Here is a 17,015-nt window from a genome sequence, read left to right on the forward strand (position 1 = left end):
TTTCCTTTCAGATGCTTTTTCACCAGCGAATCAAGCAGGCACCCCAGGAATAGCCGACGCCAAAGCCTACGGCCGCGACGAGATCACCCTGCTTGAGAGCGCCTTTGTTCACGGACTCTTTCAGGGCAATCGGGATCGTGCAGGACACCGTGTTGCCGCAGTGCTGGAACGCCATGGCAAACTTTTCGGCAGGCAACTTCAAGCGACGGCGCAGCGCATCGAGCATGAACTGGTTGGCCTGATGAAAGACGAACAGATCAATGTCAGGCACACCCACTTCTTCATCGAACAACGAGGCAAACAGCTGAGGAACCCGCGTCATCGAGAACTCGAAAATGGCCGGGCCGTTCATGTAAAGGTTCGCATCGGTGCGGACATTGCCGCTGTCATCGCCATACGCTTGCGGCTGCTGATTCTTCGCGAAAGGCCTGCGTGCACCACCAATCGGAACGATCAGGTTTTCGGCGCCAGCCCCGTCGCTGCCATAACGAAACCGCTCCAGAAACGGCCCGTCCTGTTGAGCAGCAGTAAGCAAAGTGACGGCTGCCGCATCGCCAAACAGAGTCCGGACACTCTTGTCCTGCGGGTGAATGTAACGACTGTAGGTTTCTGCCGTTACCAGCAATACATTCCTGCATTGCCCGGACTCGATCAGCCCCTTGGCAATTCCGAGCCCATAAATGTAACCGGAACATCCCTGATTGAAATCGAAAGCAGCGCAGGTGGTAGGTAGTTGCAAGCGGTGCTGCAGAATACAGGCCGTGGCCGGCAATACGTAATCAGGGCTCTGGGTGCAATAAATCAAGGCATCGATATCGCCGCGCTGGATATCGGTGTTGTGAAAAAGCTTCTCGCATGCACGAAACGCCAGATCCGATGCTGTTTCGGACTCATCAACGATGTGGCGCTGATTGATACCGGTCTTCTGGAAGATCTTGTCTACGTCCCATTCGGGAAAATCCCTGGCCAGCGCTTCATTATCCAGCGACCGGGCAGGCAACTCGTACTCTATGTGTGCGATGCGAGCATAGGTACCCATGACACTCACCCTGAAATACGTTTGGCAGGTATACCCAGGACTGTCTGCCCAGGGGACACCGAGCGGACAACGACACTGCCGGCCCCGATGACAGCCTTTTCCCCTACGTGAACGCCCGGGATCATGGTTGCCCCGGTACCGACAAATACCTCTTCATCCAGAGTAACGTTGCCATTGACATCACAATGCGGACTGAGTGTGACAAACCCGCCGATACGAGAATCATGCCCAACGGTGCAGGATAGATTTACCGTGACGAACGGCCCCACTTCAATATCAACCGTCAGTATCGAGAGAGGGCAAACAATCGAGCCTTCGCCGATGACCACATTTCTACCGACGATCGCTTTAGGGTGAACAAGTGTAAAAAACCTGCCTCCCTTGTTCTTCAACTTCTCTACGACCAATCTTTTACCGGAAGGTATTCCTATTGCACAAACCAGATACTCGTCAGGACGAGGCTCATACGCCTCGATCGTAGAAAGAATGGGCGAATACCCTTTCTTGTCGCCAAGATCTTTTTTGAGATCATCGATGAAGCCTGCAATCACCCACCCTTCATGGCAGGCCACCCAGTCTTCAAGCCACTGATGAACTTCCCGTCCAAACCCACCCGCGCCGACAATAATCAGTTTATTCATATTCATTCCGCCAGGTATCCGCCGTCTACAACCAATGAAGTTCCCGTTACCCAACGGGCAGCAGGCGATAACAGATAATTGATCGCATAAGCTATATCCAGTGGATGACCAAAACCCAAGGCATGCTTCTGCTCGATAAGCTCCATTGAGTCTGTACCGACAAGATCTTCCAGCTTCTGCGTCATTTCAGTTCTCACCACACCGGGAGCCACTGAATTCACACGTATTCCCTCACGCGCCAGCTCCAGGGCTGCAGCGCGCACCATTGATTCAACCGCGCCTTTGGTTGCGCAATACCCCACCAGTGCAGGTTGTCCAGCCTGGGCCATGACTGAAGACAAAAGTACGATGCTGGACGCCTGGGTACAGACACCTTTCTGCCGGAATGCCTTGATCAGGGAGAAACCGGATTTGACATTGATCGCAAACAACTTGTCCCACTGCTCCAGCCCCTGGGCACGGATGGGAAGAGGCATTTGTACGCCGGCCGCATGAACCAGACCATGGAGAGGAGAGTACGTCTGAGTGATTTTCTTCATCCAGCCCGAGATATCCTGTCCGTCCAGGAAATCGAAAGGCTCGATGATATGGTGTTCTCCCTGCATTTCAGCTTTCGTGGCTTCCAGTTGCTCTTCGTTCCTGGCCACCAGAACAATACGAGCCCCTTGCTGACTGAGCCAGATGGCAACTTGTCGTCCAATACCGGACGATGCCCCGGTTACCATGATGAACGTGTTGTTCAGTGAAAAAGGATTGGTTTCCACTTATCTTTCCTTATTTGAATACACAACCGGGCTGACTTGTGTATTCGACAGCCATACAACACAACCACCCCATGAATAACCTGCGAAATATCGCCCGTCAGCTTCGGGGCTCATGCACAAGGCAAGCGGTACGATCAGGGGAAAAGTCCATATTCACGCCGCGCTCCAGGCTGAAGATGCCTTTGTTGCACGTCGAAAAAATCTTATCCGTTTACAAGATTGACGACGTCATCAACCGTGTGACAGTTGCTCAATCGGCTAGCCGCGAGTGTCTTGCCAAAATGTTCGTCGGCCAGGGCCATGAAAGTCACCACGGCAATCGAGTCCCAATCAAGAGCCTGCCCCATGCTCAGCGTGCCCTCGTCGGTCTCCATGGCTTCTTCCATCAACCTCAGAACCTTGTCTTCCATTGCCAGTACTCCACAAGCAAAAATCGGATGGGTGACGTGAAGATGGACTTCGCGCGCATTTAAAGGGGGCAAAGCAATAATCGAACCAAGCCCGTTTACGCGGATTCAGAGCATGCGCCATGGGGGTATGGAGCATGCTCTGAAAGACCAGGAGGAGAGAAAGACAAAAAACCGGCGCAGGTAGCAGAACGGAAAAATTGAAAATCCGTATGAGGTGTCAAAAACTCATCAAGGCAGATAAAGACTGAACTTGCCGCCGCCCAGCACACCGCCATTGGCAATCTCGATACGGCCCCGCACACCATTGCGTTCATGCAGGCGAGCGATATGCGCTGCGAAGTAAAGGCCAAGCCCGGTGCTGCCTGTGCTCTGGTTGATACCCTGAACATAATCGTCCTGATTCTCGATCATGTGCGCCGGATAGCCCGGGCCATCGTCATTAATGACGATCTTCAACTGGCCATCCTCTTCGCTTGCGCTGATCACGATTTCCTCACGGGCAAATCGGATGGCGTTGACGATGATATTGGCCACCACCGAACCGATCAGTTCGCGGTCGAAGAAACCCAGCGGGCTCAAGGCATCCACGACATAGTTGGCAGTGATGCCACGACTGCCCAGCACTTCCTGGTGATGCGCCAGTTGTGCCTCGATGAAATCATCCAGCTCGTGATAATCGGGACGCAACGGAAGCTGATTGACGCCCAGCTTGTAGATCCCCAGCAACTGCACCAGCATGCCGTTGAGGTTGGCGAATTCGTAATCGATGACGCCATGCTCGGGAGAACTGCGCTGCTCGCCGGGGAGCTGTGCCAGCCACTCGCTGTGAGCCTGGGTCAGGGTCGCCAGGGAGTTTTTCATGTCGTGGACGGTGGAAGCGATCACCATGGAGAAATCGAGTCCGTTCTCTTTGTCACTCATGCGCCAAACGCCCTTTCCTTGAGTTTCTGATAACGGTCGTACCGTGGGTCGCTATCGGGCATCTTGCCAACCATTTTCAGGGTAGCACGACACTCTTCACGCCCTGCTTCGCCCAGGTTCTGTCCCGGATGCAGCAAGGACTGCGCCATGTTCAGCGCAATACTGATGTTCTTGGGCTGCAAGGCCAGGGCACGACGGAACATGTCCTGAGCTTCGGTGAGATTACCGGCCTTGTAGCTGCGCACGCCCTGGATATTGAGATCGATGGCCGCCTTGTTGGCACCCAGAATCGCAGGATCATCGGTAATGGCGGCGATGCTTTTCATGACAGCCGGGTCATCGCCGTAGATTTCCGCACAGTTCTTGAGCACACCTGCGCCAGCATCTTCCTGACCCAGTTGCTTGAGCTGGGTGGCCACCACCAGCGCCGCCTCCGCACTGAGAAACTGCCCCATATTGTCCAGACGCGACATGGCCTGCTCGGTCAGCTTGGCAGCCATTTCAGGGTCCGAATGCTGCAGGCTGGCCGCTTTCATCAAGCGAGTACGCACTTGCAGACCTTCGTCTTCAACGTGCTCCTTGGCCACATCGCCCAAGGCGTTGTTGATCTCGACACGGGTACGTGCATCCAGTCCCTGGTCGCCACCCTTGCTGATCAGGGCATGGGCCAGACCGAGATTGGTTTCAGGGTCCTTGAAGCGAGAATGCTGGCCCTGGGAAACGGCCTGGCGATAAGCCTTTGAGGCACTCTCGAAATCTTCGTTGCCCAGCGCCAGCTTGCCCAGCAGCTTTTGCCGACGCACCGCCAGAGGCGAAAGGCGCACGGCGTTTTCCAGCACACTCTGGGCGCGTTTGGCATCGCCACGAGCCACCAGCACTTCGGCAAGGCCGTCAAACAGCGCGGGCATGGTGGGGAAAGCCTTGATGGCCTGCTCGAAAACCGCTTGCGCCTCGGTCACCTTGCCACGCTTGAGCAACAGATTGCCCAACGCGCCGTACGCCCAGGGCGTAGCCCGGTCGGCCAGGATGGTCTTGAGGAAGCTTTCCAGAGGTTCATTCTGGTTAAGGTCACGCAGGGCGTCGGCCTTGTAGCGCAGGCACAGGGGCGCAAAGCGCGGGTCCTGTTGAATCAGGGTATTGCAGGCCGCCAGGACTTCGGCAGGCTTGCGACGGTCGAGCGCCTGAAGGATAGGCTTGAGCAGGGTCTTGCGCTGCACCAGCTTTTCAAGGCGCTGGGCAAGGCCTGCACGGTTGAAAGGTTTGGTCAGGTAGCCATCGGGCTCCCATTCAAGAGCGCTCATGACCATGGCCTGGCTGTTTTCGGCAGTCACCATGATAAAGACGCTTTCATAGCTCAACAGCCTTTCGACCATCAGGTCTTCGAGCACCTGCTGACCGTTCTTGCGGCCATCACCCAGGTTGAAATCATGCAAGACGAAGTCATAGCGCTTTTGCGAGCACATGCGCAGAGCCTGCTCACCGGTGTCGGCAGTATCCACTTCCTTGACGCCCAGCTCACGCAGCATCGATCTTACCGAACTCCGAAAATCGGAAAAATCGTCGACGATAAGAAAGTTCTTTTGGTTGTACGCCAGCATCCAGATTCCTGTCTTGCAGAGGGTGAAAATGTGCTTCCAATAACCTGAAAACGCTTTAAATCAGGCTTGGCAACCAACTTTCAGGTCGCACATGATAACTAATGGCTAGTTGCCATTAAACAATTTTCCACTTGCGGGATTCTTTCCGCTATCTGCCAGAAACTGGCAAGACTATTCAGTTTCTCGACCGAAGGTTGAAAAACTGAATAGTCTTGGGCGAACGTACGCGAATTCATTCGCGATGAGGTGATTGGAGCGGGACAGCGCAGCAGCTAATCGTCAGACCCAACCGTCGTTGCGCTTGCGGCTGCGGGTCAGGGAAGGAAGGATCAGGCCAACCAGCAGGCCGATACCGGCAATGCTGCCGCCATAGACCATGTAACGCATCATGACCTGCTTGTTTTCGTCACCCAGTCGGGCCTGGGTGTTGCGCAGTTCGGACTGGGTGTCGGTCAGCTCGGTATTGAGCGCCAGGGTACGGGCTTCCAGTTCGTCAATCAGCTTCTTGCGTGCATCCAGGGTTTCCTGCATGCCCTGAACCCGGGTCTTCCAGGTGTTGTCGATATTGGCCAGTTGCCCGGTCAGTTCGTCTACCTTCTCGGTCAGCTGCGGGACCCTTTCGGCTGGGCCGGCAACATCCTGCAGGTCGCTGCTGAGAATCCAGACGGTGCTGCCACCCTCGCCCCTGACCTGGCTGTAGTTGCCTTGGGTCGAAAGCAGATCGACCTTCTGCCCGGACTTCAGGGTGCCGACAATGCGGTGTCCATCGGTTGGACCGCTGCGCACGTAAGTGCTGAGGTTGTCGCTGACCCAGCGATCGTTTTCCGCCGCGTGGGCATGAGGCGTCAAAACTGTCAGCAGCGTGCCGAAAAGACCGGCACCCAGAGCGCGACGGGAAGCATTGAAGAGGACAGGTGCACGAGATACGAGTGCGGAAAAATGACGAGACATGGCAATGATTATCTTTGTCTGAAATAAGAAATTAAGACCCTGAGGCTCCTGACCTTGTGGTCCGTCGAGTGAGTCCATCAGCTAACAGACCCTCCGAACGGGGTCAGGTTCACTATCGACCCCTCAAGCGTCAAAATTCAGCCATATGGCAAAAGGCCCGTTATTGCCTGATTTCAAACGGTTTCAGCCGTGCGACTATGCTCAAGACAGTGACTGTGATGCACAGCGTTTGCTTTCCCGTCCATGTGCCGTAGACAATGCGGGCAGGCGTGAACGTCATCGATGCTCACCATCCTGATGCAACTGCGGATGCATCGCTCTAATGGAAAATAGAATGATCCCAAGACAAGTGATTAACGCCTCGGTCAGCCCCAAAGGCAGCCTCGAAACCCTCTCCCAACGTGAAGTGCAGCAACTCAGCGCGGCAGGTTCAGGCAGTACCTACACACTTTTTCGCCAGTGCGCCCTGGCCATTCTCAATACCGGCGCCCATGTCGATAACGCCAAGACCATTCTTGAAGCCTACGAGAACTTCGAGGTTCGCATTCATCAGCAGGACCGCGGAGTTCGCCTGGAACTGCTCAATGCGCCAGCGGACGCCTTCGTAGATGGCGAAATGATCGCCAGCACTCGCGAAATGCTGTTCAGCGCCCTGCGCGACATCGTTTACACAGAGAGCGAGCTGGACAGCCAGCGCATCGACCTGAGCACTTCCCATGGCATCACCGACTACGTCTTCCACCTGCTGCGCAACGCCCGCACCCTGCGCGCCGGCGTAGAGCCGAAGATGGTGGTGTGCTGGGGTGGTCACTCGATCAACACCGAAGAATACAAATACACCAAGAAAGTCGGTCACGAACTGGGCCTGCGCAGCCTGGACATCTGCACCGGCTGCGGCCCGGGCGTGATGAAAGGCCCGATGAAAGGCGCCACCATCGCCCACGCCAAACAGCGTATCAATGGCGGCCGCTACCTGGGTCTGACCGAGCCCGGCATCATCGCTGCCGAAGCGCCGAACCCCATCGTCAACGAACTGGTGATCCTGCCGGACATCGAAAAACGTCTGGAAGCCTTCGTGCGTGTCGGCCACGGCATCATCATCTTCCCGGGCGGCGCTGGCACGGCTGAAGAGTTCCTGTATCTGCTGGGCATCCTGATGCATCCGGACAACAGGGATGTACCGTTCCCGGTGATCCTGACCGGTCCGAAAAACACCGAGCCTTACCTGCAACAACTGCATGCTTTCGTCGGCGCCACCCTGGGTGAAGCCGCTCAGAAGCACTACCAGATCATCGTCGATGATCCGGCAGAAGTTGCCCGGGTGATGACCCGCAGCCTGAAGGAAGTCAAACAGTTCCGCCGCGAGCGCAACGATGCCTTCCACTTCAACTGGCTGCTCAAGATCGAAGAAAGCTTCCAGCACCCTTTCGATCCGACCCACGAAAACATGGCGAAACTGCAACTGAACCATGAGATTCCACCTCATGAACTGGCTGCCAATCTGCGTCGTGCGTTCTCCGGTATCGTGGCGGGCAACGTGAAGGACAAGGGTATTCGCCTGATCGAGGAACATGGTCCTTATCAGATCCATGGCGACCCGGCGATCATGAAGCCGCTGGACAAGCTGTTGCAGGCATTCGTCGAACAGCATCGTATGAAACTGCCCGGTGGCGCAGCCTATGTGCCGTGCTATCAGGTGGTGACGTAAGACCGACGGGGCGCCTGCAAAGCGCCCCGTTTTTTATTAACGCCGACTACGAAACTGCCTGGGCGAAAGCCCTGTCGCGCGCTTGAAGAAGCGCGAGAAATACGCAGGCTCTGAAAACCCCAGGCTGTCAGATACCTGGTTGATGGTCATGGTGGTGTAAACCAGACTGCGCCGGGCCTCCAGCAGCAATCGCTGGTTGATGATCTGCAAGGCCGACTGGTCGCAAAGGCGACGACACAAGGCATTGAGATGCGCAGCACTGATACCCATCTGCTGCGCATGTCGCTCGATGGGCCAATGCTCGCGAAAATTCGACTCCAGTTGATGCATGAACGCCTGCAAATGCTCGCGTCCGCGATCAGGAACCTGAATATCCTGAAGCACGTGCTCGTTGCAGCGCCGACTCAGCCAGACCATCAACACATTGATCAATGACTGCAGCATCAAGTCACGTCCGGCACGAGGCTGTCGGTACTCTGCCGCAATCGCGCTGAACAGGGTGTCCACGTAATGACTGTCAGCCCCAAGCGAAAGGCAGTGAGCCGAACCCGACACCGGATCGTCCAGTGCTGCCTCCAGTTGCTCCACCAAAGGCCTGGCCAGGCTGAGGATATGGCCCTGAATGTCTTCGCTGAACTTGAAGGTGTGTACGCTCAGCGCCGGGACCACCAGCAACGAGGGCGTGTCGACCTCATGGACCGCCTCCTCCACCTTCAACACGGCCCGTCCCGATTGCACATACAGCAGTTGCACCAGATCGCTGTGTCGATGGGGCTTGATCTCCCACTCATGAATCCTGCTGCGTTCGGGGATCGACTCGCAATGGATCAGATCCGGCGTGGGCCAGGCGGCCGTCTCGCCATAGAGCTTGAAAACCGGAATCGCGGCAAGCGCTGTTCTGGGCATGACCGGTTCCTGTGGGTAATCCTTGAAAAGTCCAGATAATGTGCTGAATAGTGCCTTCTTATGCCATGGGCATCCATTAAAAATACAGGAGACAAAAACAAGACATCCCGCCGCTCATCGACTGGCAGGGACACAGGACAGGAAAACAACAATGAAAACCCAAGTCGCAATCATCGGCTCAGGCCCGTCCGGGCTGCTGCTGGGCCAACTGCTGCAACGTGCCGGTATCGATAACGTCATCATCGAACGCAAGAACCCTGACTACATCCTTTCCCGCATCCGCGCCGGTGTGCTGGAACAAGGCATGGTCGACCTGCTGCGCGAAGCCGGCGCCGGTGCGCGCATGAACGCGGAGGGGCTGATTCATGATGGTTTCGAGCTGGCTTTCGAGGGACGCTGCGAGCGTATCGACCTCAAAGCCCTGACCGGCGGCAAGACCGTGATGGTCTATGGCCAGACTGAAGTCACTCGCGACCTGATGCAGGCCCGCTCGCAAGCCGGTGCCATGACCGTCTATGACGCTGAAGACGTCCAGCCCCACGACCTGAAAACCGACCGCCCTTATGTGACCTTCAGCAAGAACGGCGAAACACAGCGCCTGGACTGCGATTACATTGCCGGCTGCGACGGCTTCCACGGTGTTTCCCGGCAATCCATTCCCGCAGACAGCCTGAAAATCTTCGAGCGCGTCTATCCCTTTGGCTGGCTCGGCGTACTGGCAGACACGCCACCGGTCAACGAAGAGCTGGTGTACGCCAACCATCCACGCGGCTTTGCCCTGTGCAGCATGCGCTCGACCACTCGAACCCGTTACTACGTACAGGTCAGCACAGATGAAAAGGTCGAAGACTGGCCGGATGAGCGTTTCTGGGACGAGTTGAAGACCCGGCTACCGGAGCACCTGGCCGAACGACTGGTCACCGGCCCGTCCATTGAAAAGAGCATCGCGCCGCTGCGCAGTTTTGTCGTGGAGCCCATGCAGTACGGTCGCCTCTTCCTGGTGGGCGACACCGCCCATATCGTCCCGCCGACCGGTGCGAAAGGGCTGAACCTGGCAGCCAGTGATGTCAACACGCTGTACCGGATCATGCTCAAGGTCTACAAGGAAGGTCGCACCGACCTGCTGGAAAAATATTCACAGATCTGCCTGCGCCGGGTCTGGAAAGCCGAGCGATTTTCCTGGTGGATGACCTCGATCCTGCACAGCTTTCCAGGCACCGATGACTTCAGCCAGCGGCTGCAGCAGACCGAGCTGGATTACTACGTAAGCTCGGAATCCGGGCGCAGGACCATCGCCGAGAACTATGTGGGCCTGCCCTACGAAACGATTGAGTAGTGAGCAGTCACCACAATCCGTGGGAGGCAGCTTGCTGGCGAGAAAGGCATGAAAACCGGCAGATATTCTGCGCCTGTACGCCAAAGTCGCCAGCAAGCTGCCTCCCACAAAGTGATTCATTGACCTTGATTGTGCAATCTCACAACAACCACCCGGCATGGCAGTGCAAATCGCCAAAGAGTTTTCGTCCCCGCCCCCATAAGATCGGAGTCAGTTACACGCAGTATAAAAACAACAAGTTCCGAGGATTCACCGCCATGTCCAACCCATCGATTCGGGATGTTGGCGACGTCGAAGGCAACCATGTCTACCGTCGCATCACCCTGCGCCTCATACCCTTCATTTTCATCTGCTACCTGTTCAACTATCTGGATCGGGTCAACGTCGGCTTTGCCAAGCTGCAGATGCTCGATGCCCTGAACTTCAGCGAAACCGTCTACGGCCTGGGAGCCGGGATCTTCTTCATCGGCTACGTATTGTGCGGCCTGCCCAGCAACCTGGCGCTCAACCGTTTCGGGCCGCGGCGCTGGATCGGCCTGATGATGATCACCTGGGGCACGTTCTCCACCTGCCTGCTGTTCGTCACCACGCCAATGGAGTTCTACGTACTGCGCTTCCTGACCGGCATGGCCGAAGCCGGGTTCTTCCCCGGCATCGTGCTCTACCTCTCGCGCTGGTACCCGAACCAGCGACGTGGCCGGATCATGGCCTTGTTCATGTCCGCCATCCCGGTTTCCGGCCTGTTGGGCGGACCGTTCTCCGGCTGGATTCTCAACCACTTCGCCGCGGGCCAGGGCGGCATGGCCGGCTGGCAGTGGATGTTCCTGATTCAGGGCCTGCCGACCGTCGTGCTGGGCCTGCTGGCGTTCCTGCTGCTGTGCGACAAGGTTGAAGATGCACGCTGGCTGACACCCGAGCAGCGTCAGCTGGTCAAGGCCGATATCACCGCCGATGAACTCAGCCGTCCGGTGATCAGCGAAAAAGCCTCCCCGCTTTCGGTACTGACCATGCCGTTCATCTGGGTGCTGGGCTTTATCTACTTCTGTATCCAGAGTGGCGTGTATGCAATCAACTTCTGGCTGCCGTCGATCATCAAGAACCTGGGTTTCAGCGATGCATTGGTAATCGGCTGGATCAGCGCCGTGCCTTATCTCATGGCTGGCGTGTTCATGATTCTGGTGGGCCGCTCGGCGGATCTGCGCAATGAACGACGCTGGCACTTGGTTGTGCCGATGCTGATGGGGGCTCTGGGCCTGATCATCGCTGCCAACTTCGCCACCGTGCCGGTCATCGCGATCCTTGGCCTGACCATCGCCACCATGGGCGCCCTCACCGGCCTGCCGATGTTCTGGCCACTGCCCACCGCCCTGCTCAACGCCAGCGTCGCGGTTGCCGGATTGGCCCTGATCAACTCCATCGGCCAGATGGCCGGCCTCCTCAGCCCGTACCTGGTGGGCTGGATCAAGGACCAGACCGGCTCCACCACCATGGCGCTGTACTCTCTGGCCGGCCTGACCATCGTCGGCAGCCTGGTGACTCTGCGAATCAGCCGCCAGCAAACGCCGAAGGTGGCAGCCGCCGCGTAAGCCTTGCCCGCAAAGTCAAAAGCCAGACTTCGTGTCTGGCTTTTTTTGTGAGTCAGAAACGTTCTCCGGTGTACATATCCATTATCGGTATGTGCTGGTACTACTGGTTCCGCCTTTACGGCGGCCCCCTTTTGTTTCGGCAAAAGGGGGGAAAACCATCCGCTCCGGGTTCGGCCCCGCCTTGAGGCGGGGTTCCCTCGCTCCGGCATTGCTCCGTGGGTACGCGCCGACGGGCCTTCCATGGCCCTGCGGCGCTTGCTCGGCGTCCTGCCTCGCACCCCACTGCGCAATACCTCCACTCGGCCTTCACCAACGTCGCAATCGGCGGTGTCTGAGCTATCTCGGTTTAAAAAGCACAAGCGACAAGCACAAGCGTAAAAGCTCTTTGCCGCGGTTGTGAGAACACCGCAGAGCGCGACGTTGGTGACGGCTGAGTGGAGGCAGTGATCCGGTGGGAACTCTGCAGGGATGCAGAGTTAGCCGCACAGGGCCATGGATGGCCCATTGCGGCGACCGCCGGATCACTGCCGGAACGAAGGAACCCCGCCCCAAGGCGGGGCCGAACCCGGAGCAATGGCTTTGGTTACTTTGGCCGAAACCAAAGTGACGCGCCGTAAAGGCGCAAGGCGACCTCAAGCCGAACACTCAATTTGCAACAACACTGCACCAGGGCGGCGGGTGATCTCCTACCCGCATTTTGAAAAAACCAATCAAAACCACTTGCCACAAATGATCGATTCAATCACTATCGAGCCACTAACAATAAAACGAGACTATGGCCATGCAATTTCGCGGCATCATTCCAGCTCTGGTCACGCCCTTTACCGATGACCAGCAACTCGATGAGCAAGCCCTTCGCGGCCTGATCGAAAACCTTCTGCAAGCCGGTGTACACGGGCTTTTCGTGCTGGGTACCAACGGTGAGTTCTTCACCCTCTCCGAATCCGAAAAACTGAAAATCGCCCGCATCACCGTCGAAGCGGCAGCCGGGCGCGTGCCTGTAGTCGTGGGCACCGGGGCCTTTGCCACCCATGAAGTGATCGAACTGAACAAAAAAATGATCGATGTGGGCGCAGATGCCCTGTCCATCATCACACCGTACTTCAATGCCATCAGCCAGTCCGAACTCATCAAGCACTACGCAGCCATCGCCGATGCGTCCGAGTTGCCGCTGATGATGTACAACATTCCGGCCAAGACCGGCATGTCGATTGGCATCGGTGCCGTGGCCACCCTCAGCCAGCACCCGAAAATCAAAGGCATCAAGGACAGCGCCGGTAACTTCGACGCGCTGGTGCAGATGATGAAATACCGCAGCGACGACTTCGCCGTGTTCGCGGGCACCGACTCGTTGATCTACTGGAACCTGCTGGCCGGTGGCGATGGCGCTATCGCAGCCACCGCCAATGCGGTGCCGGATGTGGTCATGTCGATCTGGAACAACTTTCAGTCGGGCAATCACGAAGCCGCCCGCGTTGCCCAGGAAGCCCTGCGTCCACTGCGCGATGCGTTCGCGCTGGGCACCATGCCGGTGGTGCTGAAGACCGCGACCCAATTGCTCAATGTCCCCGTCGGCCCATGCCGTGCGCCGGTCCAGCCGCTGGATGCCGCGGCACTGGAAAAACTCCAAGGCCTGCTGGCCGTCTACCGCTAAGCCGGAGGTAATCCCATGTCCGCCACTTATCACTTCCAGACCGTGAAGCATGTGGTTCACGGCCCCGGCAGCCTTGATCTGCTCGCTGAAAAGCTGCCGCTGCTCGATGTCCCGGTCAAAACCGTGGTGCTGGTCACTCAGAACGCCATGCACAATCTGGGCGTGACCCAGCGTGTCATCGAGCAACTTCAGGCCCGCGATATCGCCGTGCACATGCTCGATAACGTCGAGATCGAACCGACGCTGGAAAACATCGAGCGGGTGTTCCGGGAAGACGTTGCCCCTCACGCCCCCGATGCACTGATCGCCATTGGTGGTGGCAGCGTGCTGGACGCCGCCAAGCTGTTCGCAGTGATGCTGACCAACGACACACCACTCAAGGATCTGCTGGGCATCGACAAGGTCACGCACCCCGGCAAACCCATGGTGCTGGTGCCGACCACGTCGGGCACCGGCTCGGAAGTCACCCCCAACGCCATCGTCACCCTGCCGGATGAAGAACTGAAAATCGGCGTAGTCAGCCGTCATCTGCTGCCGACCCTGGTGCTGCTCGATCCGCTGCTGACCCTCAGCCTACCCCGCCCGATCACCGCAGCCACCGGAATGGATGCCTTCACCCATTCGCTGGAATCCTTCATTTCCACCAAGGCCAACCCCATCAGCGATGCCTTTGCGCTGGAGTCCATGCGCCTGATCGCGGGCAGTATTGTCGAGTCCTATGAGCAACCGGAATCGGTGCGGGCACGGGGTGACATGCTGCTGGGTTCGATGTACGGCGGTCTGGCCCTGACGGCGGCCGGAACCGCAGCAGTGCATGCATTGGCTTACCCGCTGGGCGGCAAGTTTCATGTCACCCATGGCGTGGCCAACGCCATGCTGCTGCCCCATGTCATGGCCTTCAATCTGGACAGCTGCGCCGAACGCCTCAAGCGCGCCGCGCTGGTGTGCGGCCTTGCCAGTCATGAGGACAGCAACGAAGCAGCCGCCCATAAACTGATCGAGCAGATTCGCCAGTGGACCCTGGTGCTGAACATTCCTCAGAACCTGCGTGATTTCGGCGTTGCCGAAGAGCATCTGCCGGACATGGCGGTGGCAGCGTCCAAAGTGACCCGCCTGATGACCAACAACCCCAAGCCCTTGAGCCTGGACGACATCCAGCAGTTGTACCGGTGCCTGCTGCCATGAGTCGCGCCGACTTTCCCGGCCTGCTGATACTCGCTGACGATCTGTCAGGGGCAGCCGACTGTGCAGCGGATTTTGCAGCGCGTATCGAGACTCGCGTAGTGCTGACCACTGCGGGCTCGCTGGCAGCGGACGTCGTCGCCATAGATGTTGACTCCCGTCGCATGGCACCCCAGCAGGCAGCCGAACAACACCGTGTCATCCTGCGCCAGCAACATGCCACATCCATGGCGTTGTACAAGAAAATCGACTCCACCCTGCGCGGCAATGTCGCCAGCGAAATCGACGCGTTGCAATCGGTACGCGGTATGGCCCTGGTGGCTCCGGCTTTCCCGGACATGAAGCGCACTACCAGCCAGGGCGTGCAATTGATCGATGGCGTACCGGTGGATCAGAGCGATGTGTGGCGCAACGAGAACCTGCAAGGCACCAGCAATCTGCTGGAGCTGCTGCTCAAGCAGGGTTTGCGTACGCAATGGCTGGGGCTGGACGATCTGCGCGATGGCGCGACTCTGAAACAGACCTTGCGCACGGCCCTGGAAAACGGCGTACAGGCACTGGTCTGCGATGCCGAGCGGGACAGCGATCTGCAGAAACTGGCCCAGGCTTCGGCCCAGTGGCATCAGCAATTGTTCTGGGTCGGTTCGGCAGGTCTTGCCCGGCATCTGCCTCAGGCATTGGGGCTGCCAGCCGCCCGAACCGTCCAGGTAACGCCCCGCTCTCCCGTACTGACCGTGGTCGGCAGCATGTCCCGGCACTCGCAGGTACAGGCCGACACCCTGGCGCAATACAGCCCGCAATACAGCCTGACGATTGCTCCAGCCACCTTGCTGGACAGCCATGCACAGGTCGAACGCGATGCACTGCGCCAGCAACTGGAAGACCAGTTGAGCGCAGGGCATGACGTGCTGGTGCGACTGGATCAGCAACATCGCGACCCGGCACAAGCGGCCGACCTGAGCAACGCACTGGCCCGATGGCTGGCACCGGCCCTGCCCCATGCCGGTTCGCTGATCGCCACCGGCGGCGAAACTGCACGGGCGATTCTGGTGGAGGCCGGGATCGATCACATGACCCTGCTGGGCGAACTCGCCACCGGCGTGGTGCTGTCCCAGGCCCGACTCGGCTCCCGCCACCTCAATGTGGTGACCAAGGCTGGCGGCTTTGGTAACCCCGACACCTTTCTCGCGGCCTGGCGACAGCTGCATGAACCGGCTGCGACCGGCACTACTTTCAAAGAGGAAGCTCCCTATGTCTGAACGTCCTGTCATTGGTATCACCATGGGCGACGCCGCCGGGGTGGGTCCTGAAATCATCATGAAAACCCTGACCCACGCTTCGGTGTACGAAACCTGCCGTCCGCTGGTGATCGGCGACGCCAAGCGCCTTGAAGACGCCAACCGCATCGTCGGCAGCAACCTGCGCGTCAACAGCATTGCCAGCCCGGCACAGGCGCGCTTCGCCCAGGGCGTGGTGGACTGCATCGATCTGGGCCTGATCCCTGCCGACCTGCCTTATGGCAAGTTGTCGCCCATTGCCGGTGACGCTGCCTTTCGCTACATCGAACGCACCGTGCAACTCACCGAAGCCGGTGAACTGGATGCGATCTGCACCGCGCCACTGAACAAGGAAGCGCTGCACGCAGGCGGGCATATCTTCCCGGGCCACACTGAAATGCTCGCTCATCTGCTGGGTGTGGAAGAAGTGTCGATGATGCTGATGACGCCGATTCTGCGGGTCATCCATGTCACCACCCACATCGGCATCATCGATGCCATTGCCCGGATCGAGCCGGGCCTGGTCAAGCGCACCATCGAGCGTGCCCGGGAAACCCTGGTGCGTGCCGGTATCGAAAACCCGCTGATTGCGGTGTGCGGCATCAACCCCCATGCCGGTGAAAACGGTCTGTTCGGCTATGGCGAAGAAGCCACCAAGATCCAGCCCGCCATCGACGAATTGCGCGCACGCGGCTGGCGTGTCGAAGGCCCGCTGCCGGCCGACACGCTGTTCTTCCGGGCCGGTCGTGGCGACTTCGATGCCGTGGTCGCCATGTACCACGATCAGGGCCATGGCCCGGTCAAGGTCATGGGCCTGGAAGCCGGAGTCAACGTCACCATCGGCCTGCCGGTGATTCGGACCTCGGTGGATCACGGCACCGCTTTCGATATTGCCGGCAAAGGCATCGCCGATGAGCGCAGCCTGATCGAAGCCCTGCGCCAGGCCGTGGAACTGGCTACCCGTAAACGCGACACCCGCAATTCCATCGCCGTCTGAAACCAAATCCCGGCAAAGACGTGCGGCACCCATAACGCGCCAAAA

The 17,015-nt window shown here is 58.2% G+C and carries 15 protein-coding genes; 7 read left to right on the forward strand and 8 right to left on the reverse strand.

The features are described from left to right. Positions 1 to 19: 19 nt before the first annotated feature. From KQP88_RS16120 to KQP88_RS16150, 7 genes are all read right to left on the reverse strand, one after another. The gene (locus tag KQP88_RS16120) at positions 20 to 1,039 is read right to left on the reverse strand and encodes a ketoacyl-ACP synthase III (RefSeq protein ID WP_216703592.1); all 1,020 of its coding nucleotides are present in this window, start codon (positions 1,037 to 1,039) and stop codon (positions 20 to 22) included. Between the two features lie 5 nt (positions 1,040 to 1,044). Further along, the gene (locus tag KQP88_RS16125) at positions 1,045 to 1,686 is read right to left on the reverse strand and encodes an acetyltransferase (RefSeq protein WP_200992411.1); all 642 of its coding nucleotides are present in this window, start codon (positions 1,684 to 1,686) and stop codon (positions 1,045 to 1,047) included. Further along, positions 1,683 to 2,444, reverse strand: coding sequence for an SDR family NAD(P)-dependent oxidoreductase (locus KQP88_RS16130; protein ID WP_216703593.1), 762 nt, complete (start codon positions 2,442 to 2,444; stop codon positions 1,683 to 1,685). The genes KQP88_RS16125 and KQP88_RS16130 overlap by 4 nt, the downstream gene beginning before the upstream one ends. Positions 2,445 to 2,647: 203 nt before the next feature. Beyond that, a complete protein-coding gene (locus KQP88_RS16135; protein ID WP_200992413.1) occupies positions 2,648 to 2,854 on the reverse strand; it encodes an acyl carrier protein in 207 nt (68 codons plus the stop codon). A gap of 228 nt (positions 2,855 to 3,082) precedes the next feature. Then, positions 3,083 to 3,775: a sensor histidine kinase gene (locus tag KQP88_RS16140; RefSeq protein ID WP_200992414.1), complete on the reverse strand. Its 693-nt coding sequence runs from the start codon at positions 3,773 to 3,775 to the stop codon at positions 3,083 to 3,085. Then, positions 3,772 to 5,373 carry a tetratricopeptide repeat-containing response regulator gene (locus KQP88_RS16145; RefSeq protein WP_216703594.1) on the reverse strand — a complete coding sequence of 534 codons (1,602 nt, stop codon included), beginning with the start codon at positions 5,371 to 5,373 and terminating at the stop codon, positions 3,772 to 3,774. Before KQP88_RS16145 ends, KQP88_RS16140 begins: the two co-directional genes overlap by 4 nt. Before the next feature lie 279 nt (positions 5,374 to 5,652). Continuing rightward, entirely contained in the window at positions 5,653 to 6,324 is a 672-nt protein-coding gene (locus KQP88_RS16150) for a TIGR04211 family SH3 domain-containing protein (protein ID WP_200992416.1), read from the reverse strand. 334 nt (positions 6,325 to 6,658) lie between these two features. On the opposite strand from KQP88_RS16150, the gene ppnN reads away from it, so the two are divergent. Next, positions 6,659 to 8,032: a nucleotide 5'-monophosphate nucleosidase PpnN gene (ppnN, locus tag KQP88_RS16155; protein ID WP_200992417.1), complete on the forward strand. Its 1,374-nt coding sequence runs from the start codon at positions 6,659 to 6,661 to the stop codon at positions 8,030 to 8,032. Between the two features lie 36 nt (positions 8,033 to 8,068). Here ppnN and KQP88_RS16160 read toward each other — a convergent pair whose 3' ends face one another. After that, complete coding sequence (locus KQP88_RS16160; protein ID WP_216703595.1) at positions 8,069 to 8,938, reverse strand: helix-turn-helix domain-containing protein; 870 nt, start codon at positions 8,936 to 8,938, stop codon at positions 8,069 to 8,071. A gap of 151 nt (positions 8,939 to 9,089) precedes the next feature. Here KQP88_RS16160 and pobA point away from each other — a divergent pair, with 151 nt between their 5' ends. From pobA to pdxA, 6 genes are all read left to right on the forward strand, one after another. Next, complete coding sequence (gene pobA, locus KQP88_RS16165; RefSeq protein WP_216703596.1) at positions 9,090 to 10,274, forward strand: 4-hydroxybenzoate 3-monooxygenase; 1,185 nt, start codon at positions 9,090 to 9,092, stop codon at positions 10,272 to 10,274. Positions 10,275 to 10,531: 257 nt separating this feature from the next. After that, a complete protein-coding gene (locus KQP88_RS16170; RefSeq protein WP_216703597.1) occupies positions 10,532 to 11,860 on the forward strand; it encodes an MFS transporter in 1,329 nt (442 codons plus the stop codon). 781 nt (positions 11,861 to 12,641) lie between these two features. After that, on the forward strand, positions 12,642 to 13,514 hold the full coding sequence (gene dapA / locus KQP88_RS16175; RefSeq protein ID WP_216703598.1) for a 4-hydroxy-tetrahydrodipicolinate synthase: 873 nt from the start codon (positions 12,642 to 12,644) through the stop codon (positions 13,512 to 13,514). Between the two features lie 15 nt (positions 13,515 to 13,529). After that, a complete protein-coding gene (locus tag KQP88_RS16180; protein WP_216703599.1) occupies positions 13,530 to 14,699 on the forward strand; it encodes an iron-containing alcohol dehydrogenase in 1,170 nt (389 codons plus the stop codon). Further along, positions 14,696 to 15,955, forward strand: a complete 1,260-nt coding sequence (locus tag KQP88_RS16185) for a four-carbon acid sugar kinase family protein (RefSeq protein ID WP_216703600.1) — start codon at positions 14,696 to 14,698, stop codon at positions 15,953 to 15,955. The genes KQP88_RS16180 and KQP88_RS16185 overlap by 4 nt, the downstream gene beginning before the upstream one ends. Next, on the forward strand, positions 15,948 to 16,970 hold the full coding sequence (gene pdxA / locus KQP88_RS16190) for a 4-hydroxythreonine-4-phosphate dehydrogenase PdxA (RefSeq protein ID WP_216703601.1): 1,023 nt from the start codon (positions 15,948 to 15,950) through the stop codon (positions 16,968 to 16,970). The genes KQP88_RS16185 and pdxA overlap by 8 nt, the downstream gene beginning before the upstream one ends. Positions 16,971 to 17,015 lie beyond the last annotated feature (45 nt).

Origin of the sequence: Pseudomonas lijiangensis, from assembly GCF_018968705.1 — a bacterium.
GTDB classification, from domain to species: domain Bacteria; phylum Pseudomonadota; class Gammaproteobacteria; order Pseudomonadales; family Pseudomonadaceae; genus Aquipseudomonas; species Aquipseudomonas lijiangensis.

Bases quoted from the DNA above. Each gene is read 5' to 3' on its own strand.
- KQP88_RS16125 (WP_200992411.1), bottom strand. From the start codon at position 1,686: ATGAATATGAATAAACTGATTATTGTCGGCGCGGGTGGGTTTGGACGG.
- KQP88_RS16120 (WP_216703592.1), bottom strand. From the start codon at position 1,039: ATGGGTACCTATGCTCGCATCGCACACATAGAGTACGAGTTGCCTGCC.
- pdxA (WP_216703601.1), top strand. From the start codon at position 15,948: ATGTCTGAACGTCCTGTCATTGGTATCACCATGGGCGACGCCGCCGGG.
- dapA (WP_216703598.1), top strand. From the start codon at position 12,642: ATGCAATTTCGCGGCATCATTCCAGCTCTGGTCACGCCCTTTACCGAT.
- ppnN (WP_200992417.1), top strand. From the start codon at position 6,659: ATGATCCCAAGACAAGTGATTAACGCCTCGGTCAGCCCCAAAGGCAGC.
- KQP88_RS16145 (WP_216703594.1), bottom strand. From the start codon at position 5,373: ATGCTGGCGTACAACCAAAAGAACTTTCTTATCGTCGACGATTTTTCC.
- KQP88_RS16135 (WP_200992413.1), bottom strand. From the start codon at position 2,854: ATGGAAGACAAGGTTCTGAGGTTGATGGAAGAAGCCATGGAGACCGAC.
- KQP88_RS16150 (WP_200992416.1), bottom strand. From the start codon at position 6,324: ATGTCTCGTCATTTTTCCGCACTCGTATCTCGTGCACCTGTCCTCTTC.
- KQP88_RS16185 (WP_216703600.1), top strand. From the start codon at position 14,696: ATGAGTCGCGCCGACTTTCCCGGCCTGCTGATACTCGCTGACGATCTG.
- KQP88_RS16170 (WP_216703597.1), top strand. From the start codon at position 10,532: ATGTCCAACCCATCGATTCGGGATGTTGGCGACGTCGAAGGCAACCAT.
- pobA (WP_216703596.1), top strand. From the start codon at position 9,090: ATGAAAACCCAAGTCGCAATCATCGGCTCAGGCCCGTCCGGGCTGCTG.
- KQP88_RS16180 (WP_216703599.1), top strand. From the start codon at position 13,530: ATGTCCGCCACTTATCACTTCCAGACCGTGAAGCATGTGGTTCACGGC.
- KQP88_RS16160 (WP_216703595.1), bottom strand. From the start codon at position 8,938: ATGCCCAGAACAGCGCTTGCCGCGATTCCGGTTTTCAAGCTCTATGGC.
- KQP88_RS16140 (WP_200992414.1), bottom strand. From the start codon at position 3,775: ATGAGTGACAAAGAGAACGGACTCGATTTCTCCATGGTGATCGCTTCC.